Below are 19,577 nucleotides of genomic sequence, written 5' to 3'. Positions count from 1 at the left end.
GGACCTAGCCGAACGCCGGCACGGGCGCCGGCACCGGCACCGGCGCCGGGGAGCGGTCCGGCAGGAAACCATGGGCGCGGCGGGCCAGGTAGTCGGCCTTGTAGCGGTCGACCTGGCGATGCCAGTTCAGGATCCCCGCCAGCCAGTTCCGCAGGTCGTCGACATAGACGCCCAGGGCGGCGCGGGCCTCCTCCGAGAGGTCGAAGTCGTCCTGAAGGACGGGGAGTTCGTGAGCGACGACATGCTCGAACTGCTGCATCCGCTGCGTCGTGAGGTCGTGCACGATGCCGAGCGCGGTCGGGTAGTCGCAGCCGAAGAAGTTCTGCACGACGAGGATCGCGTTGTGCATCTCGCCCTCGTACTCGATCTCCTTCTGGTACGAGAAGATGTCGTTGAGCAGGCACGCGTAGTCCATGGCGGAGTTCTCCAGCGAGCGGACGGGTCCGCTGCGGTAGACCTCCGGCGGCAGGGCGGGCCCGTGGCCCATGCGGCACAGGCTCAGCGTGAGGTCGGAGCCGAAGGTGGCGCGGCGCATCTCCAGGTAGTCGACCGGGTCCGGCACCCGGTTCTGCAGGTGGTTGGAGAGCTCCCACACCCAGCTCTCGGTCATGCTGTCGACCGCCGCGCGCAGGGTGCCGCGCTGATCGGGCGTCATGTCGGCGGTGGTGCGCGCCCACAGGTCGATCAGGCCGCGTTCCATGCCGTTGACGGGGACGGGCGCCTCCTCCCCGTCGACGGGCATGCAGGCCGACAGGCGGGTCGTGGTGAGCCGTGCGGCGGCCAGGTCGCGGCGGTGGCCGAAGACGAGGGGGTAGTAGTCGTCGCCGTAGGTGCCCCAGGCGAGCCAGGCGGCGCTGAGGTCGAGGGCCTCGGGGGTCGCGTCCGGGTCGATGCCGGCCGAGCACAGCGGCAGGTCGAAGGCGGCGAGCTTGTCCTCGTCCCAGACGCCCTCGGCCAGCATGCCCATCCGGTGCATCCACTCGGCGAGGCGGCCGCGGGCGCCCTCCAGGTGCGGGCTGATCTGCACGGGGAAGGGCATGTGGAAGTCGGGCAGCACCGAGGGGCCGACCTTCTGGAACGGCACGTGCGCGTAGGCGCGCAGACGCTCCGCGGCGGCCGAGGCGAGCAGGGCGCCGACGTCGGCCGCGGAGGTGCCCGCTCGGGTCAGCCGTTCCCAGGGCGCGCCGGAACCGGCCCCCTCGTTCATGTAGCGGCTGGAGCGCAGGTGCCACTCGTGGCCGCCGGACTGCCAGTCCTGCAGCCCCTTGGTGTACGCGGCGACGGCGGCGACCTCGTCCGGGCGCAGCCCCTGCTCCAGCGCCACCGCGGGCACCTCGGTCAGGGCGGTGTGCTCGAACTGGTGCAGCCGGGAGGTGAGGATGTCGTTGACGGTCTCGGCGGCCTCCTGGGTGGTGCAGCCGAAGAACGTCTCCAGGACGAGGACGCCGTTGCTGTTCTCTCCCTCCTCCTCGACCTCCCGCTGGTAGGAGAACAGGTCGTTGCGCAGGTGCACGGCGTCGGAGAAGGTCTCCATCAGCACCCGCAGCGGTCGCGATCCGGCGACGGAGGCCGGCACCTCGGCGGTCGCGTACTCCACCAGGCCCGCCGACCAGGGCGCGCCGCCCACCTTGCGGCGCATCTCGATGTACTCGACGGGGTTGGCGATCCGCCCCTCGTTGATGTTGGACAGCTCCCACATCGACTCGTTCAGCAGATGCTCGGTCGCTACGGCGAAGCGGCGGCGCCAGTCGGCGGACATCGCCGGCACGGTCCGCGCCCACAGGTCGGCGAGGCCCGCCTCCACCGGGTTCTCCGGCTCGGGCACGTCGGCGGACAGGTCCAGCGGCATGAAGAGGGGCAGCCGGTCGAGGTGGGCCTTGCCGGCGGCGCGGTCCTGGGTGCGTTTGTACATGTCCAGGAAGTGGTCGTCGAAGAAGAACACCCACACGTACCAGTCGGTGATCAGCGACAGGGCGTCGGCGTCGCAGTCGGGGTGGGTGTAGGCGCACAGCAGGCCGTAGTCGTGGGCGTCGAGGTCGGACTGCTCCCAGACCCCGGATCCCTCCAGCATGCCCATGTCCCGCGCCCATTGCGTCGAATGGGCGCGGGCCGTGTCGAGATGCGGGTTGAGCCGCGCGGGATACGGCATGTAGAAGTGCGGGAGGTGAAAGGGCTGCTGCGTCATGGCCGGGCCCTACCCGTGGCCCCCGACGGCCATCCACCCGGCGGCACATGATCACACCATCGCGTGAATCGCGGGGAAAACGAGGCGAGTTTCTCCGCGGGCCGTGCCGTCGTCGGGGTTTCTCACGCCCTCGCGACGCGCGCCGTCGCCAGGGTCCTCATGCCTTCGCCACGCGCGCCGTCGCCAGGCTCCTCACCCCCTCGCGAACGCGCACCGTCGCCAGGATCCTCACGCCTTCGCGGCGTGCGGGACGATCTCGTCCGCGACCCATCCCAGCGCGTCGGTCAGGGCCTCCGTGGCCACCGGCAGCCACAGCGAGGCGGAGGTGAGCCCCGCCTCGGCGAGCCGCCCGAGTTCGTCCCGGACGCTCTCGGCCGTCGCGTCGTGCCCGCCGAGGGGAGTGCCGGGCACCTGGACGGCGGCGGCGAAGCCCGGCGGTACGAGGAACAGGCCCGCCGTGAGGGCGAGTTCGGCCGGGTCGCGGCCCATGTCCTCCCCCAGGGCCGCGAGCCGGCCGCGCACCTCCGAGAGCCCGGCGGCGTCCACGCCCGAGCCGTGCCAGGCGTCGCCGTGGCGCAGCGCCCGGCGCAGGGCCGCGTCGCTGTGCCCGCCCACCCACACCGCGGGCCCACCCGGTGTGCGCGGCCGCACCCCGAGACGGTCGCCCCGCCACAACTCCCGTACCGCGGCAAGGTTTTCGTCGGCGCGACGGCCGCGTCCGGAAAAGGGGACGCCGACGGCCGCGTACTCCTCGGTGTCCCAGCCGGTGCCCACGCCGAGGGCGAAGCGGCCGCCGGAGAGGCGGTCGAGGGTGGCCGTCTGGTGGGCGAGCACGACCGGGTTGTACAGGGGCAGGATCAGGACGCTGGTGACCAGCCCGATCCGCCGGGTCGCCCCGGCGATCGCGGAGAGCAGTACCAGCGGGTCCGGGGTCACCCCGAGATCACCCGCCAGCACATGGCTGCTCGCGAAGACGTGGTCGAAACCGGCCTCCTCGGCGGTGCGGGCGAGATCGAGTACCCCGTCGAGTTCGTCCTCCCGCGCGGGCCACAGCCGGTGCGGAGCCACTCCGATGCGCATGTCGTACGGTTCCCTTCGTCCGGGTCGGCGGCGCCGGGCGGTCGGCGCACGCACCCGCTCAACACCGCGACGACACCACCTCATCCCCGCCGGGTCTCCGAGGTGTGACGTCGACTCAGCGGCTGACCTGGATCAGGGCGTGGGTGCCGGCGGTGCGCCAGCGCCGGCCCTCCTCGGCGACCAGGGCGGCCTCGGTTTCGGGGCTCAGGCCCGTGATCACGTCGGACTTGAGGGTGCGCAGGGCGGCGACCGGGCCGGGGAAAGCGGCGGTGACGTCGGCGAAGGCGGTGGTCGGCGGCCAGCGGCGATCGCCCACGAGACGGCGGTAGTTGAGGTCGCCCTTGAGGACGGTCAGCGTGGCGGAGGCGAACTCGGCGCGCAGGTCCTCGGGCATCCGCGCGTACGGCAGGGGCGCGGCGGAGAAGGGGTGGGCGCGGACGGCGAGGGTGCCGTCGGTCATCGCGGTCCAGAGGAGGCGGCCGTGGGCAGCGGCGGCGCCGGATGCGGCGGTCAGCCGACGCAGGGCGTCGACGACGTCGGCGGTGGTGGCGTCGGAGACGTAGTACGGGTAGGGCTTGACGTGCAGCACCACCCGTCGGACCCGGCCCTCGGCGAGGAGGTGGGCGAGCAGCAGGAGGTCGGGGACCAGCTCGCGGCCCGCGTTGTCGGCGACCAGGCAGAGGGTGCCGCCGCCGGTGAGCAGCGGCCAGAGGCTCTCGCTGTCGTCGGCCACCAGGCCCGGGGCGGCGGCCCGCCCCTCGGCGTCGGCGTCGGAGAGCCGGAAGCCGAGGTCGGCGCGGTTGCCCCAGAGCGACCCGTGCAGCAGGGCGCGGCCGCGTTCGTCGGCGGGGCGGTCGGCGAGCGCGTCGAGGGCGGCGAGCTCCTCATCGGTCTCGGGCGCGTCGAGTTCGGCGAGTTTGGAGGGCCGGAAGGGGTCGATGCCCTGCCAGGGGCCGGGGGTGAAGTAGCCGACGGCGTCGAGGAGTCGGCGGTAGAAGAAGCTCTCGGACCACAGCCAGGGCACGTCGTACCAGGAGCGGCCCGCGTAGGTGTCCATCCCCCAGTCCCGCCAGCGCGGCGCGTCGTGGGCGTCGTCGGGCAGGGCTTCGATCACCCCGTGCGCGCAGCTGTCGAGCAGGGTGTCGAGCGCCTGCCCGATGGCGGGCTCGTAGGGGAAGGCGTCGCGCACCTGCCGGATGATCGCGGGGTGCCGTTCGGCGAGGACGCCGTGGGGGAAGGAGCCCGGCTCGTCACCGTGGATGACGGGCGGCGGGGTGGGCGTGGGGGCGGGGGTGCGCGGCATGGGGCTCACGGTAGCGCGGGGGCAGGGGGCGGCACGGGGGCGCGCGCCGGGCGTCCGGGACGCCCGTCATCACACCCCCACCGCCGTCGTGCGCGCCGCTCACACGACCGCGCAGCCCGCCAGGATCTCGCGTTCCAGTCGGGTGGCCAGGCTCAGATAGCGTGGCCGCCGGGGTACCGGGACCAGGCCTCTGATCAGGACGTACCACATCTCCGCCATGCGGCGCGGCAGTCGGGTCGCCGGTTCGCGGTGGCGGCCGACGACGCGGGTGCCGACGAAGAAGCAGACCAGCGAGTGGGCCACGGCGTCGACGTCGATGTCCGGGTGGATGTCGGCCTCGCGGACCGCGCCGGCCAGCCCCCGGGAGATCAACTCCAGCCATTCGGCGAAGGGATGGCGCAGCGGTGGTCGTATCGCGACGCCTCCGGTGGCCAGTCGCAGCCCGGCGCGGGTGATGGGTCCCTCGACGGAGAGGCGGGCGATGCCGAACGTGAGTCGCATCAGCGCTTCCAGCGAGGTGTATCCCCGGTCGTCGATCTCGCCCGCGACGCGCCGGGACGCCTGGGACTGCAATTCCATGATCGCGTGGGCCAGGTCCTCCTTGGCCGCGAAGTGGAAGTACAGCGCGCCCTTGGTGACTTGGGCGTGCTCGACGATGTCACTGAGGCTGGTCGACTCGTAGCCGTGCCGGTCGAACAGGTCGGCCGCAGCCGTGATGATCGTCGCGCGGGTCTGCTCTGCGCGTAACTGCCTCACCATCGAGTGAACTCTCCTGGGCCGGTAAAGAACGGGTCATGCCGTTTGTTTCTTACCCCCTGTACACAATAACTCACCCCTGAACGGTACCGACCCGGCACTCGAAAACCGCCGACTCCCCTTGGGTTCCTACGACTTGGATCGCGTCGTCGCCCTCGCCCTTCGTCCCGATCCAGATGGGTTCGTCCAGTTCGGCATAGCGGTGGAAGACGGCGTGATACGCCGCCGGGCTGCGGTTTTCCGCCGTGCGCAGCAACGCGGCCTGGCGGGCGGCCTCCAGCAGAAGCATCCCGGGAACGTGATCGAGCGGGTGGTCGAAGAAAACGGGGTGCGCGGTATCTACCCGCAACTGCCAGCGGTCCGGCTCCACGGACGCCCCCAGGACGACGTCCGTGGGCAGTGCGCGGCCCACGACGGCGGGCGGCAGCCCGGGCGGGACGGGTATGGGCGTCACGCCGTGCGGCGTGCGACCACCCCGCAGCCTGGTGTAGACCGCCGCGCCGACGACGGTGAAGGCGACATGGGCGGTCGCGACGCGGGTGCCGTCGCGCAGGACGTGCGCGGTGTAGCGGGCGTCGACCGGGCGGCGGCCCCGGTACTGGACGTGGGTGAAGGCGAGTTCGACCTCCGGCTCGGCGGGCAGCGGTCCGACCGTCAACCCCGCGGGCTCGGTGGTGACGTCGAATTCCTTCAGGACGAACTGATGGTCCAGCGGCACGTCGTACTCGGTGTGCGCGAGGAGCGTGCCGCTCTGCCGGATCGTCTCCACGACGAGCAGGGGGTCGTACGCCGTCCAGTCGGGCGACACGTGTAACCCGTGGGCGCGGGGCCACTGCGCGGACACGGTGAAACGGTCGGTGCCGGTGCGCCGCCAGCCGATGGGGAGGGTCTCCGCGACGGCGGCGCGGTGGACGAGTTGACGAGGAACAGTTGCCGTCAAGGACGGGACGTCGGCAAGCTGCCGCGGTCGAGTCATCTCTCTCCCTACGGTCCCCCGAAGGCCACGGCAGACGGCGAACCGTCCGCTCCGTTGAGCGTTAGAGTACGAGGCGACCGGTTTGTTTTCAATCAGATCAGTCGACGGCATCCTATGATCGGCCCGAACGTGCACGCGATCGCGAGATGGGCCAACTCGGCGCCATAAGGGGCTTATATGGCAAAACAGGAGCGCGCCATCAGGACGCGCCGGGCGATCCTGGAAGCGGCCGGCGCGGTCTTCGACGAGCACGGCTACACCTCCACCACCATCGCCATGGTCCTGGAGCGTGCCGAAGTCACCAAGGGCGCCCTGTACTTCCACTTCCCGTCGAAGGAATCGCTGGCCCAGGCGGTGGTGGACGCTCAGGTCCCCTTCGGCTCCGTACCGCCGCAGCCCTGCAAGCTGCAGGAGATCGTCGACATGACCTTCGTGGTCGGGCAGCGGCTGCTCACCAACCCGCTGCTGCGGGCGGGTGTCCGACTGGCGGTGGACCAGGAGACGCCGGCCGGGGTGGACCACGGCGAGCCGTTCCGGCAGTGGGCCGACCGGCTCACCACCGTGCTCGAACAGGCCCGTGAGCGGGGCGAGTTGCTGCCGACGGTGAAGCCGAGGGAGACCGTGGAGCTGCTGGTGGGCACCTTCACCGGCATTCAGCTGATGTCCCGCGCGGTGTCCGGTCGTACGGATCTCGCGGACAGGCTCGCGGTGATGTGGGCGCACATGCTGCCGAGCATCGCGGTGCCGGGTCTGCTGCCGGGCCTGGACGCCCGCGCCGACCGGGGCATCAGGGTTCTCGCCTCCCTGGAGCCCGCGGACCGCGCGGCCTCCTGAAGACGGCTTCCGGGACCGAGGACGTCCACCGGGACACGGGAAGCGGGCCGGCCGGTGTCCATCCACACCGGTCGGCCCGCTCGTTCGACGGCACCCTCGGTCCGCTGTGCCGGGGGTCGGCTGTCGGCTGTCCGCCTCAGAAGGTCAGCTTCCAGCTGTTGAGCGTGCCCGTGTCCTGCGCGGCCACGTCCTGCACCCGCAGCTTCCAGGTGCCGTTGGCCACCTCGCTGGAGGCGTTCACCGAGTACGTGGTGACGACGTCGTCCGCGGAGTCGGAGGAGCTGGAGGACTTCAGACGGTAGGTCGAGCCGTCGGGCGCCACCAGGTCGATGACCAGGTCACCGCGGTAGGTGTGGGTGATGTTCACGCCGACCTGAAGGGCGGACGGGGCGTTGCCGCTGATGCCGCTGACCGTGATCGGGGACTCGATCGCGGAACCGTTGTCCGGGATGGCCACGGCCGAGGAGCTGGAGAAGGTGGTGCCCCCCGTGGAGCCGCCGGAGCCGCCGGAGCCGCTCACCGCCTGCACCGTCCTGGCCGCGTCCGCCAGGCCCGCGCCGCAGCCGCCCGAGCAGGCGCCGGGCAGGGCCCGCGCGTTGGTCTTGATGGCCGACTCGACCTGGGCCGGGGTCAGCGCGGAGTTCGCCGACTTCACCAGCGCCGCCAGGCCCGCGATGTGCGGGGTGGCCATGCTGGTGCCCTGGTAGTACTTGTAGGTCTCGCTCGACGGGCCCTGCGTGCCGGTGTTCAGCGTGGACAGGATGCCGTTGGCCGTGGCGGTGCGGGTCTCGCCGCCGGGCGCCGCGATGTCCACCAGGGAACCGTAGTTGGAGTAGGACGCCTTGGCGCCGGCGCGGTTGGTCGCGGCGACCGAGATGACGTTGTTGCAGTTGCCCGGGTTGTGGTTCGCGACGTTGTCGTTCTCGTTGCCGGCCGCCACGACGACGGTCGTGCCGCGGCTCACGGCCCCGTTGATGGCGTTCTGGGTGGCCGCGCTGCAGGCGCCGTCGCCACCGAGGCTCATGTTGATGACCTTGGCGACATTGGTGTTGGCGGGCACGCCGGAGACGGTGCCGCCGGACGCCCAGGTGATGGCGTCGATGATGTCGGAGTCGTAGCCGCCGCACTGACCGAGCACGCGCACCGGGGAGATCTTCGCGCCGTAGGCGATGCCGGCGACGCCCTTGCCGTTGTTGGTGACCGCGGCGATGGTGCCGGCGACGTGGGTGCCGTGCCAGGAGGAGGTGGTGGCCGTCCAGTCCGTGCCGCACTGGCCGTTGGTGGTCCAGTCGCCGGGGTCGGCCGGGTTGCTGTCGCGCCCGTCGCCGTCGTTGGAGACCGCGGTGTCTGAGATGAAGTCGTAGCCGGCGACGATGTTCGCGGCGAGGTCGGAGTGCGCGACGTAACCGGTGTCGATGACGGCGACCGTGACGCCGGAGCCGGTCGAGGTCGGCCAGGCGGCGGGGACGTCCATCCCGGCCGTGGTCTCGAACAGGTCCCACTGCTTGGAGTACTCGGTGTCGTTCGGGTCGGCCATCGGCTTGTTGAGGCGGTCCGGGACCACGTAGGCGACGCTCGGGTCGGCCTTGTACTGGGCGACGACGTCGGCGACGTCCGTCGTGGTGAGGTCGTCACCGAGGTCGACCAGGGCGGCGCCGGTGCCGAGGCGGCGCTGGAAGTCGACGTCCTCGCCGGCCTCCTTGCCCTTGGCGGCGGCGTCGGCCTCGGCGGCCCGGTTCGACGTGGCCTCCTGCGCACCGGACTTGTAACCCACGATGAGGCGCTCGGCCGGGGTGCCGGGCGCGGCCTGGGTCTGGGCGGCGGGGACGGCGGCGGTGTCCTGGGGGGCGGACTCCTGGGCGGCGGCGACGGAGGCGGTCGTCGCGGCGGCCAGCAGGGCCGCGGAGACCGCGGCGACGGATATCAGCTTCCGTCTCAGGGTGGGTGAGGTGCGCAAGGGCGTGCCTTTCGTGGCCCGCTCCGGGCAGGGCGGAGCGGCGGTCGATTCGCTTCGGCGTCGAAGCGGCGGGGGGTGAATCGAGGTGCAGCACAGTGGCCGGCCAGGGCGTGATCGCCGACTTTCTCAGGGGTTACCTGTGGGTCAGCTGTGCTGGAACGATAGGCAACGGGCAGGTCGTCGGGATACAGGGGAAACCCTTGACCCGGCTGGAAACACACCCTCGACGAGGGCGCGTTGACCGCGATTGTCCGTTTTCTCGCGGGGCGTGAGGTGCGGAACCGGTCTACCGGCGCATTGAACGCGCCGGACCGGATTCCCGTACTCCCACGGAAGCCCGTTCCCGTGCCGGCCGAGGAGACGTCCCCGATGCCCCGGATGACCGCATTCCGTACCACCGCCGCGCTGGCGGCCACCGCTGTGAGTCCGCTGCTGCTGGGGGTGTGGGCGGCCGGCCCGGCCCAGGCGCACGGGGCGCCGACGGATCCGGTGAGCCGGGTCTACGCCTGCTCCCCGGACGGCGGCGCGGCGGCCCGGTCGGCGTCCTGCCGGGCGGCCGTGGCCGCGAACGGCGGCCCCCTCACCGCCTGGGACAACCTGCGGGTGGCGAACGTGAACGGCCGGGACCGGAGCACGATCCCCGACGGGCGGCTGTGCAGCGGCGGGCTGCCCGCCTACCGGGGCCTGGACCTCGCCCGCGCCGACTGGCCGTCGACCCGTCTGACGCCGGGCGGGACGCTGCGGATGACGTACGCCTCGACGATCGCGCACTCGGGCACGTTCAAGCTGTATCTGACGAAGCCGGGCTACGACCCGACGAAACCGCTGACCTGGTCCGATCTGCCCGAGCGCCCCTTCGCCGAGATCGCGGACCCGGCGCTGACGAACGGCGCGTACCACCTCACGGCGAAGCTGCCCGCCGACCGGACGGACCGTCAGGTGCTGTACACGATCTGGCAGAACACGAGCACGCCGGACACCTACTACTCCTGCTCCGACGTGGTGTTCCCACAGGCGGCCGGCGGCACGGAGAGGGCGTCCGGGGGCGCGGCGGCGGGGACGCCCACGGCCCGGCCGACGGCGAGCGCCGCGGACACCGCTGCCGCGCGCACCTCCGCGAGCCCGGCCGTGCGATCCCCCGTCGGTACGCCGTCCGCCACGGCCCCCGGGACGGTGGGGACCGTGGCGGCCGGGACCCCGGTGGCGTCCACCACCACCGGGGCCGGTTCGGGGCCGTCCGCGCCGCTGCTGGCGGGCGGCGCCGCGGCGGTGCTGGTGCTCACCGGCGCCGCCGCCCTGCTGTACCGGCTGCGGCGCCGGTGAACCTCCGATCTACGGCGGTCAGTTGACGGTGACGGCGACGCCCGCGTCGGTCACGGGGGCGTACTTGGCGGTGAAGTAGCCGTTGGCGAAGCACAGGGACGAGCCGGACGACTTGGTGAAGCGCTGGGCGGTGAAGGTGATGCTGTGGTCGGCGTTGTCGGTCACCCCGGAGATGCTGGGCGCCTGGTAGACGCAGTTGATGCTGCCGAGCAGGGTGCGCAGCACGACCGTCGTCTGGATGGCGCCGCTCGCCGGGGTGATGGTGATGGTGCCGCCGGAGCTCACCGCGGCCGTGTACGCCAGGTTGTTGACCGTGATGCTGGTGACGCCGAGCACGCCGCCCACGTTGGCGGAGCAGGAGCCGAAGGTGTGGGCGGTGAGGGACTCGGTGGCGGTGCCGGGCGCGGTGGGGTTGTCCGTGACGGCCGCCGTGAACGACGAGGTCGCACAGGAGAGGCCGCTGGTGCCGGTCGCGCTGGAGTAGAGCGTGGCGTTGGTGCCACTGGCCAGGGACGCGGTGAGGACGTCGCCGACCGCGACGGGGGTGCCGTCGGCGGTCAGGACGGCGGTGTCGTCGGCGGAGGCCGGGGCGATCGCCGTGAGCGAGAGCGCGGCGACGGTACCGGCGACGGCGAGGAGCGAGCGTGCACGCATGCGGGTGCCTCTTTCTGATGTGGGGAGTGCGTTGAGGGTTTTCGGAAAACGGTTGCTGCGCGGGGCCCGGCGCCGGGAGGTGAAACGCCGCGCCGACCGTCGCCGGTCCGTGACGCCTTCTCCGTACGTGACGGACCGGCAACGGCGGCCGGCCGGTGACCGGCCGAGGGCTCGGGGGTGACGCGCCTTCGACCGGACCGGGCGGAAAGGGCGTGCGGAAGCGGCCCGCAGGGGGAAGCGGCCGCGGCCGACGCCGTGGCGGAACTCGGACGCGGGGCGATGGATGCACCCCGTGCCGATGAAGGGTCCGGGAAGCGCGGGCACGGTGCCGCGCGGCGGATCCGGCGCCACGGATCCGGGCTGGGCCAGGGAGAGTTGTAGACCTGGGAGCCTGTCAACGTCAAGGCGTAGCAAGCAAGTTGACGGTCAGACAGATATATGCGGAGTCCCGGCTCGGCGGAGGGTGAAGGCGGCACCCCATCGGCGTCACACGATGGACACCGTTTTTCCACACCTCCCTTGACCCTGGGTGTAACCATCGGTAACTTCCGAATCGGCTACTGCCGCGTAACGTGAAAGCCCTTGCGATGTCCGGGAGTTGTGAGGAGACGTGCGCGGCAGCCGCTGTCCGCGCCAGGACAACGTGCCACTGAAGCCCAACCCGCGTGACTATGCCCCTGGGAGCAGACATGGCCTCGTCCCCGGACGTCTCGTCCGCCGACCACCCCCCCGAGCAAGCCGGGGACCCAGCAAGCGGTTCCACGGAGAGACGCGGCCGGGTCCGGCTGCGCCGGGCCGCCGTCCTCGCGGTGCCCGCGACCGCGGCCGCCGCGGGCCTCGCGATCCTCACCGCCGAGGGAGCGCTGGGGGTGCAGTTCGCCATCTCCGGCATGCCGTTCGTGGTCACCGCCGACAAGCTCGAAGGCGATGGGTTCGCGCAGTTCGGCTCGCTGGACCACATGATCGAGAACAGCCCCAACGAGGGCGACACCGGCGGTCAGGTCCTGGTCGTCACCTCGGTGGTGAAGTCGGGCAAGCTGACCAACCTGTGCCAGAGCGTCGACCTCGGCGGCATCCAGCTCGTCCTCACCGCCGGCGACAAGGGCACGAAGGTGAGCGTGGACAACCTCGCCATCGACTCCGACGACATCACCGGCAACGCCGAGTTCAACAAGATCGAGATCGGCCGCGACGCCAGCACCCTCGACAAGGTCGACACCCGGGGCCTGCCGGGCGTCTACGCCCAGCAGGCGGACAAGGTCGTCATCACCGACCTGTACCAGCACAACTACGCCGCCACCGCGGCCGTCTTCAAACTTCCCGACCTGCACATGAGCTTCGGAAGCAAGGGCTGCCCGCGGTGAACCGCTTTCCACGCTGGCGGCGGTGGAGGGGCGGGCGGCCCTTCACGGGCGGGCTGCTGCTCGCGCTGGCGGGCACCGAGATCCTTCTGACCATGAAGGCCCCGATCTCGGTCGTGCTGCACACCGGCATGCAGGGGCTCGCGGGGTATCTCCTGCCGGCCCTGATGGTGGTGCTCGGTCTGCTGATCGTCTTCAATCCGGCCCAGCGCCTGTTCTACTCCATCACCGGAGCGCTGCTCACCCTGGGCACCTGGGTCACCTCCAACCTGGGCGGCTTCGTCATCGGTCTGCTCCTCGGGCTGATCGGCAGTTCGCTGGCCTTCGGCTGGCTGCCGGACCAGGAGCCCCGCCGGGTCCGCCGGCAGCGCCGCAAGCAGGCGCGGGCCGCCGCGGCCGAGGCGCTACGGCCCCCCGCGCCGCCCTCTCTTCCCGAGGCGGGCGGACCGGCTTGAGCGCGGCGCGCGTCGAGGAGCCCTGAACCCTCCTCGACGCGCCCGCCGCCGGACAGCGCACCTAGGGCCTGTCCGGCGGATCATGCCGCAGACGCGGGGCCTGGCACGCCCATCTGCGCTGACGAGGTCCCGCCGATATCCTGCGACCTGATCCGCCGGACAGGCCCTAGGCACCCGCCGCCACCAGCACGTCGATCGTCTCGGCGTGGGGGCCGGTTCTGGCCCACTCCAGTGGGGTGAGTCCGGTGCCGGCGTCCTCGCGCAGGGTGGGGTCGGCGCCATGGGCGAGCAGGACGCGGACCGTCTCGGTGTGGCCCCAGCAGGCGGCCGCGCACAGGGGCAGTCCGTCCGATCCGGGCCCGCCGCTCTCCGCGTCGGGCGGGGCGCCGGCCGCGAGCAGTCGCCGGGCGGCGTCCGCGTTTCCCTGGACCGAGGCCGCGTACAGGGGTGTTTCGCCGTGGACGTCCGGCGCCGCCGGATCGGCTCCGGCCCGCAGCAGCGTGTCGATCTGCTTCCCCGAGCCGCATATCGCCGCCTCGACGAGCCGTTTCGTCAGTTTCTTGCGCCGTCGTCGGTTCACGACCGACGAGCGTAGCGATCTCCGATCTCCTCGAGCGCGGGCAGGGACGGCGGAAATCCGCCAAGCCCGCCCGCATCATTGACGCGCACCCGTCACACCCCTACCGTCCTGATCGCCCCATCGAACCGCGTTCGGAATCTCGGACATACGCACAGATCGATCGCCCAAGGGCCCGCACCCCGTGGAGAGCACGATGACCACCCCCGCACCGCACCACCCCTCACGCCGTCTGTTCCTCGGCGCGGCCGCCGCCGTCCCGCTGGCCCTCACCCTCGGCTCCGGCACCGCCCACGCGGCCGACTCGGCGTACGTCATGGGCTACTTCACCGAGTCCCCGGACATGCTGGGCGCGGACTACGGTCTGCACCTCGCCGTCAGCACCGACGGGCTGGAGTGGACGCCGCTCAACCAGAACAACCCCGTCGCCTCCCCCACCGCGGGCTCCGGGGGCCTGCGCGACCCGTTCATCCTGCGCAAGCAGGACGGCACGTTCGTGGTGCTCGCGACGGACCTCAAGGGCACGGACTGGACCTACGTCAGTCAGTACATCCATGTCTGGGACTCGGTCGACCTGCGGACCTTCACCGGCTACCGGCGGATGAAGCTGCACGACATGAACACCCACAGCTGGGCCCCGGAGGCGTACTGGGACGCGAGCCGCGGCCAGTACGGGGTGATCTACTCCTCGGTCAACAGCAGCGGCCACAACGTGATCATGGTGAACTACACCAGCGACTTCGTCACCGCCGGCGCCCCGCAGGTCTTCTTCGACCCCGGTTACGACGTCATCGACGGCGATCTGGCGATCGGCGTGGGCGGCTACAACTACCTCTATTTCAAGAAGAACTCGACGCTCGTCGGCGCCCGTTCCACCTCCCTGGAACCGGGCAGCTTCACCCCGTTCAGCACCCCGGTCTCGCACGGCGGCACCGAGGCCCCGACCCTGGTCAAGTCCCTCACATCGCGCTCGACCTGGTACCTGTGGGGAGACACCTGGTCGCCCAACGGCGTGTTCTACGCCTGGCGGACCGACGACCTGGCGGCCGGCACCTGGACGGCGCTCGACCAGAGGACCTACACCCAGCCGCTCAACTCCAAGCACCTCACGATCCACCCGATCACCACGACCGAGTACGACAACCTCATCGCCCGCTGGGGCACCCCTACCTGGAACCGGCTGAAGTCCTACAACTACCCGGCCCGTTACATCCGCCACGCCGACTACGTCGGCCGCATCGACGCGTACGCCTTCGACCCGTACCCGGACTCCCAGTGGAAGCTGGTCCCGGGCCTGGCCGACAGCGCGGGAGTGTCCTTCCAGTCGGTCAACTACCCGACCCGCTATCTGCGGCACTACAACTACCAGCTGCGCCTGGACGCCAACGACGGCACCTCGACGTTCGCGGCGGACGCGACCTTCTACCGCACCGCGGGCCTGGCGGACGCGACATGGGCGTCGTTCCGGTCGTACAACTACCCGACGCGCTACATCCGGCACGCCGACTACGTCCTGCGCATCGACCCCGTCTCCACGGCCTCCGAGCGACAGGACGCGACCTTCCGCGTGGGGTACTGAGACCTGGTTCCGGTCAGGACGGCCCGGGTGCCCTCGTCGCGCGGGGCACCCGGGCCGGTCCGTTCGTCGTCGTGCGTACGGACCGTCAGTCCAGGCCGGCCGACTTCAGCCAGGCCCTGGCGACGTCGAGCGGGTCCTTGTTCTCCAGCTGGACCTTGGTGTCCAGGTCGCGGAGGGTCTTGGTGTCGAGCTTGGCGGAGACGGCGTTGAGGGCGGCGACGCCCTCGTCGGACAGACCGCTCTTGTAGACGAGCGGGGTCACGTTCGCGAAGCCGAAGAGGTTCTTCGGGTCCTGGAGGACGACGAACTTCTCCTTGGTGATGCTCGCGTCGGTGGTGAAGATGTCCGCGGCCTGCACGGTGTTCTTCTTCAGCGCAGCCTTGGTGAGCGGGCCGCCCGCGTCGAGCGCCTTGAAGTTCTTGAACTTCAGGCCGTAGACCGACTCCAGGCCGAGCATGCCCTGCTGGCGGGTCTGGAACTCCGGCGAGCCGCCGAGGACCAGGTCCGGCGCGGCGTCCTTGAGGTCCGCGAGCGTCGATTCCCCGGTGAGGTTGTACTTCTTGGCGGTCTCCGCGTTGATCGTGACGGAGTCCTTGTCCTCGGCCGGGGACGACTCCAGCAGCGTCAGCTTGGAGTCGAGCTTGGCCGCCAGGGCGGCGTTCACGGTGGAGACCGACTTCTGCTCGGCCTTGGCGTCGAGGTAGGCCAGCAAAGAACCGTTGTACTCCGGGAGAACGGTGATGGAGCCGTTCTTGAGCAGGCCGTAAGTGGTCTCGCGGCTGCCGATGTTCGGCTTGTAGGACACCTTGATGCCCTTGGCCTTCAGGGCTTCGCCGTAGATGTCGGCGAGGAGGATGCTCTCCGCGAAGTTGTTGGAGCCGACGACGACGGTGCTGCCGTCGGCCTTGCCTCCGTCGAGCGGGTTGTCGGAGTCGTCGGAGGAGCCGCATCCCGCCAACAGGGCCGTCGCCGCGGCGAGCGCGACGGCTGCCGCGCCGGGGTGTCTCCGGATGGACCTGTTGCTGTGGGCTTTGGAAGTCACGTTTCCGTTCCGGGCTCTGGGGGTCGGTGAAGCTCGCTGTCCCCGATCCAATCCAGCCGCTTCTCGGTCAGTCAAGGGCGGCTGTGTTAACGATTCACTTCGTATCAGGGGCGGTTGAACATCGAAGAGGGTCGGAGGCGCTTCGTAATTGATTCTTGACGTAGGGCAACCCCTTGATCGTTCAAGAAGGCGATAGTCTCGCCGGAGTTGACGTCGGTCACATCGGCGCGTGGGGGTCGCTCCGGTTTCGTCAAGCATCACGCGTGATGCCGACGCGAAATTGACCGAAAGTCGAAGAACGTCGATCGAAGTCGGCCAGAAGCGCGCGTCGCGCGCCGGTGGCAGCACCCCACGAAGGAGGCCCGGTGTCCACGAAAGAAGTGGACGCGCCCGTCCGGCCGGCACCCTCGCCCGTGCGCGGGGGTCTGCGGGGCTTCGCCGACCGGTGGCCCTTCCAGCGCAAGCTCACCCTGCTCGTCGGCGTGCCGCTCGCCGTGATCGTGGTGCTGCTGGCCTATCTCGTCGTCGACCTGGTCCAGGAGTCCGACCGGGCCGAGAGCGCCGCGCAGTTGGCGCGCGACAGCGCCCAGGTCGCCCGGCTGGTCTCGCTCGTCGAGGCCGAGCACCAGCAGGCCATCGTGCTCTCGGTGCGCCACGAGGCGTCCTTCGACGGCGGCACGCCCTCCACCGACCCCTACCGTCTGGCCCAGGTCACCGTCGACACCCAGGTCCGCACGGTCCGCGAGACCTTCGGGGACCGGCTGCCGGCCACCGAGGCGCAGGCGCTGCGGGAGATCGAGGGCCTGGCCGGCCTGCGCAGCACCATCGAGCAGGGCTATCTGCCCGCCGACAACATCGACCCGGCGTACTCCGGCGCGGCCCGCGGCCTCATCGACGGTCTGGGCCTGGACCGCAACGCCGCGCTCGCCACCACCTTCACCGGCAATCTGCTCGACTCGCTGCTGCGCGCCGACGCCGCGCACGGCGCCTACGAGACCGGCGTGTTCTCGGCGCGCACCGGGGACACCAACGCGCTGATCGAGTTCACCGGCGCGGTCGGCTCGTACGAGCTGTACACCTACCAGGCCGAGCGGTTCGCCCAGTTCGCCACCGAGGACCAGGCCGACCGGCTGGGCGGCATCGAGCACAACGCCTCGCAGGCCGCGATCGACCGGCACTACGCCGAGCTGGCGGTCGACCCCAGCTCCCTGCAGGCCGGCTCCACCGCGCAGATCCGCACCGCGCTGCGCGACGCGCTCGGCTCCTACGGCGACTACCAGCAGCAGGCCGAGATCCGGCTGAAGGTCACCGGCTCGCTCATCGACGAGATCGCCGACCGGGCCGAGGACGCGGCGAGCAGCGCCGAGTGGCGGGTGGGCGTGCTGCTGAGCCTGACGCTCATCGGTTTCGCGCTGTGGATCGGTTTCTCCGTGCTCGTACGGCGCTCGGTGATCCGGCCCGTGCTGGCGCTCACCGGGGCCGCGCAGGAGGTCGCCGACGTCGCCGGGCGCGAGCTGGCGCGGGTGGCCGACGACGACGCCGAGGAGAGCGGGCCGCCGCGGCTGCGCGAGCTGCCGGTCACCGCCGACGACGAGATCGGCGAACTCGCCGAGGCGTTCAACAACGTGCAGACCACGGCGGCGGCGCTGCTGGAACGGCAGGTGCTCAGCCGGCGCAACGTCGCCGAGATGTTCGGCAACGTGGGGCGCCGTGTCAGCAATTTGACGACACGTCAGCTCGCGCTGATCGACGCCGTGGAGCGCGGCGAGACGGACCCGGCCCTGCTGGAGCGGCTGTACTCCATCGACCACATCGCCGTGCGTCTGCGGCGCAACGCCGACTCCCTGATGCTGCTGGCGGGCATCCGCGAGACGGTGCTGGACTCGGGTCCGAGCGCGCTGACCAACGTCGTACGGGCCGCGCTCGGGCAGATCGAGGGGTACCAGCGGGTTCAGCTGCACGCCGGGACCGAGCTCATGGTCGAGCCCGACATCATCGGCGACCTCACGCTGATGATGGCGGAACTGCTGGAGAACGCCGTCTCGTTCTCCCCCGCCGACAGTTCCGTCGAGGTCACGGTGAGCGCGGGCGAGAAGGCGGCGTTCATCACGATCGCCGACCACGGGCTCGGGATGAGCGCGGAGCGCCTCGCCGAGGAGAACGCCCGGCTGGTCCGCCGCGAGCGCCTCGACCTCGTCCCGACGAAGGTGCTGGGCCTGTTCGTGGTGGGCGCGCTGGCGCGCCGCTGGGACATCGACGTGACCCTCACCCGTACGCCGGGCGGCGGTGTGACGGCGGAGGTGGCCATCCCGTCGTCCCTGCTGCTGACGCTGAGCGGGGTCGAGGTGAGCGGGGCAACGGCTTCCACACCGGTCGCGGAACGGGCGGCTGCCTCCACACCGGCGACGGAGCAGACGCCCGCCTCCGCGCCGGTCACCGATCAGGCGACCGCCCCGACACCGGGTACGGAGTCCGCGTCCGACTCCGCCCCGACCGGCCCCACCCCCTCCGCCCCGGCCACCACCGCGGCCGCGGGCGCCCTCCCCCGCCGCACCCCGCGCCGCGACCCCGCCGCGTCCGACACCGGGACCCCGCTCATCCCCCGGGCCCGCGCGGAACAGCCGGCCCCCGCCGGGCAGCCGGACGGTGCCGGGCAGCCGGGCGGTGCCCGGCCGCTGCGGCGCCGGGTGCGCGGGGCGACCCTGCGGACGTCCGCCGAGGCGGAGGCCCAGCAGGCCGCCCGCCGGGCCGTACCCCCCGCCGACGCGGACGCGGTCCGCAGCGCGCTGGAGGAGTTCGAGGCGGCGGTGGAACGCGCTCACCGCGACACCGCGGAGATCCCCGTCGGCGGTCTGCGGGGCCACGACGGAGCCACGACGCCCGCCGAGGACCGACCCCCCGTCGGCGACCGCACCCCCGTGCAGGACCAGAACCACCTTCCGGAAGGAGCCGAGCAGTGAGTACGTCGACAGGTGACACCCCGACGGCCGACGCCACGCCGACCGATCTGCGGGCCGCCGCAGCCGACTTCACCTGGCTGCTCAACCGTTTCGCCACCGAGACGGCGGGCGTCGTCGACGCCATCGCCGTGTCGTCCGACGGCCTGCTCATCGCCGTGTCGGAGCTGCGCGAGCACGCGGACTCCGAGCGGCTGGCCGCGATCGTCTCCGGCATCACCAGCCTCGCGGCCGGCGCCTCCGGCAACTACGGCCTGGGCGGACTGAACAAGGTCATCATCGATCTGGAGGGCGGGCATGTCCTGGTCTCCGCGATCGGCAGCGGCGCCGTCCTCGGCGTGGTCACCGACAAGGAGGCCAAGCTGGGCAACATCGCCTACGAGATGACGGTGTTCGCCAACCGCGCCGGCGCCGCGCTCAGCCCGCAGCTGGTACTGGAGCTGAAGAACTCCGTCGGCGCCGCCCAGAGCCAGGCCAAGAGCCAGGCCAGGAACAAGGGCAGACTGCGCTGACGGGCCGCCGCCCGGCCGGGGAGCGG

16 protein-coding genes are annotated in these 19,577 nt (G+C 71.4%); 7 read left to right on the top strand and 9 right to left on the bottom strand.

Annotation, left to right across the window (positions count from 1 at the left end; all coding sequences use genetic code 11):
* Window positions 1-4: 4 nt before the first annotated feature.
* The 5 genes from cyc2 to ACZ5NW_RS01220 form a co-directional block, all read right to left on the bottom strand.
* Entirely contained in the window at window positions 5-2,185 is a 2,181-nt protein-coding gene (gene cyc2 / locus ACZ5NW_RS01240) for a germacradienol/geosmin synthase Cyc2 (RefSeq protein WP_468741606.1), read from the bottom strand.
* 228 nt (window positions 2,186-2,413) lie between these two features.
* A complete protein-coding gene (locus ACZ5NW_RS01235) occupies window positions 2,414-3,265 on the bottom strand; it encodes a TIGR03619 family F420-dependent LLM class oxidoreductase (protein ID WP_468741605.1) in 852 nt (283 codons plus the stop codon).
* A gap of 115 nt (window positions 3,266-3,380) precedes the next feature.
* Window positions 3,381-4,568: a damage-control phosphatase ARMT1 family protein gene (locus ACZ5NW_RS01230; RefSeq protein WP_468741604.1), complete on the bottom strand. Its 1,188-nt coding sequence runs from the start codon at window positions 4,566-4,568 to the stop codon at window positions 3,381-3,383.
* 99 nt (window positions 4,569-4,667) lie between these two features.
* A complete protein-coding gene (locus ACZ5NW_RS01225) occupies window positions 4,668-5,327 on the bottom strand; it encodes a ScbR family autoregulator-binding transcription factor (protein ID WP_468741603.1) in 660 nt (219 codons plus the stop codon).
* 70 nt (window positions 5,328-5,397) lie between these two features.
* Window positions 5,398-6,300 carry a ScbA/BarX family gamma-butyrolactone biosynthesis protein gene (locus ACZ5NW_RS01220; RefSeq protein WP_468741602.1) on the bottom strand — a complete coding sequence of 301 codons (903 nt, stop codon included), beginning with the start codon at window positions 6,298-6,300 and terminating at the stop codon, window positions 5,398-5,400.
* 177 nt (window positions 6,301-6,477) lie between these two features.
* On the opposite strand from ACZ5NW_RS01220, the gene ACZ5NW_RS01215 reads away from it, so the two are divergent.
* A complete protein-coding gene (locus ACZ5NW_RS01215) occupies window positions 6,478-7,134 on the top strand; it encodes a ScbR family autoregulator-binding transcription factor (protein ID WP_468741601.1) in 657 nt (218 codons plus the stop codon).
* 136 nt (window positions 7,135-7,270) lie between these two features.
* Here the strand turns inward: ACZ5NW_RS01215 and ACZ5NW_RS01210 are convergent, their stop codons facing one another.
* Window positions 7,271-9,091, bottom strand: coding sequence for a S8 family serine peptidase (locus ACZ5NW_RS01210; RefSeq protein WP_468741600.1), 1,821 nt, complete (start codon window positions 9,089-9,091; stop codon window positions 7,271-7,273).
* A 369-nt stretch (window positions 9,092-9,460) separates the two neighbouring features.
* Here ACZ5NW_RS01210 and ACZ5NW_RS01205 point away from each other — a divergent pair, with 369 nt between their 5' ends.
* Window positions 9,461-10,414 carry a lytic polysaccharide monooxygenase auxiliary activity family 9 protein gene (locus ACZ5NW_RS01205; protein ID WP_468741599.1) on the top strand — a complete coding sequence of 318 codons (954 nt, stop codon included), beginning with the start codon at window positions 9,461-9,463 and terminating at the stop codon, window positions 10,412-10,414.
* An 18-nt stretch (window positions 10,415-10,432) separates the two neighbouring features.
* Here the strand turns inward: ACZ5NW_RS01205 and ACZ5NW_RS01200 are convergent, their stop codons facing one another.
* Window positions 10,433-11,068 (bottom strand): Tat pathway signal sequence domain protein, encoded by a 636-nt coding sequence (locus ACZ5NW_RS01200; RefSeq protein ID WP_468741598.1) that lies wholly within the window; start codon window positions 11,066-11,068, stop codon window positions 10,433-10,435.
* 689 nt (window positions 11,069-11,757) lie between these two features.
* Between ACZ5NW_RS01200 and ACZ5NW_RS01195 the strand changes: the two genes are divergently transcribed.
* On the top strand, window positions 11,758-12,432 hold the full coding sequence (locus ACZ5NW_RS01195; RefSeq protein ID WP_468741597.1) for a DUF6230 family protein: 675 nt from the start codon (window positions 11,758-11,760) through the stop codon (window positions 12,430-12,432).
* Complete coding sequence (locus ACZ5NW_RS01190; protein ID WP_468741596.1) at window positions 12,429-12,884, top strand: DUF6114 domain-containing protein; 456 nt, start codon at window positions 12,429-12,431, stop codon at window positions 12,882-12,884. Before ACZ5NW_RS01195 ends, ACZ5NW_RS01190 begins: the two co-directional genes overlap by 4 nt.
* A gap of 166 nt (window positions 12,885-13,050) precedes the next feature.
* On the opposite strand, the gene ACZ5NW_RS01185 is transcribed toward ACZ5NW_RS01190, so the two are convergent.
* Window positions 13,051-13,464: an ankyrin repeat domain-containing protein gene (locus ACZ5NW_RS01185; protein WP_468741595.1), complete on the bottom strand. Its 414-nt coding sequence runs from the start codon at window positions 13,462-13,464 to the stop codon at window positions 13,051-13,053.
* Between the two features lie 193 nt (window positions 13,465-13,657).
* On the opposite strand from ACZ5NW_RS01185, the gene ACZ5NW_RS01180 reads away from it, so the two are divergent.
* Window positions 13,658-15,040: a glycoside hydrolase family 43 protein gene (locus tag ACZ5NW_RS01180; RefSeq protein WP_468741594.1), complete on the top strand. Its 1,383-nt coding sequence runs from the start codon at window positions 13,658-13,660 to the stop codon at window positions 15,038-15,040.
* Between the two features lie 85 nt (window positions 15,041-15,125).
* On the opposite strand, the gene ACZ5NW_RS01175 is transcribed toward ACZ5NW_RS01180, so the two are convergent.
* Entirely contained in the window at window positions 15,126-16,082 is a 957-nt protein-coding gene (locus tag ACZ5NW_RS01175) for an ABC transporter substrate-binding protein (RefSeq protein ID WP_468741593.1), read from the bottom strand.
* 365 nt (window positions 16,083-16,447) lie between these two features.
* Between ACZ5NW_RS01175 and ACZ5NW_RS01170 the strand changes: the two genes are divergently transcribed.
* The gene (locus ACZ5NW_RS01170) at window positions 16,448-19,042 is read left to right on the top strand and encodes an ATP-binding protein (RefSeq protein WP_468741592.1); all 2,595 of its coding nucleotides are present in this window, start codon (window positions 16,448-16,450) and stop codon (window positions 19,040-19,042) included.
* Entirely contained in the window at window positions 19,039-19,551 is a 513-nt protein-coding gene (locus ACZ5NW_RS01165) for a roadblock/LC7 domain-containing protein (protein ID WP_468741591.1), read from the top strand. Before ACZ5NW_RS01170 ends, ACZ5NW_RS01165 begins: the two co-directional genes overlap by 4 nt.
* Window positions 19,552-19,577: the final 26 nt, after the last annotated feature.

This window comes from Streptomyces sp. NPDC032126 (assembly GCF_055580085.1).
The sequence above is the reverse complement of the archived record's forward strand: the minus strand, read 5'-3'. Positions and strand labels throughout refer to the sequence as shown.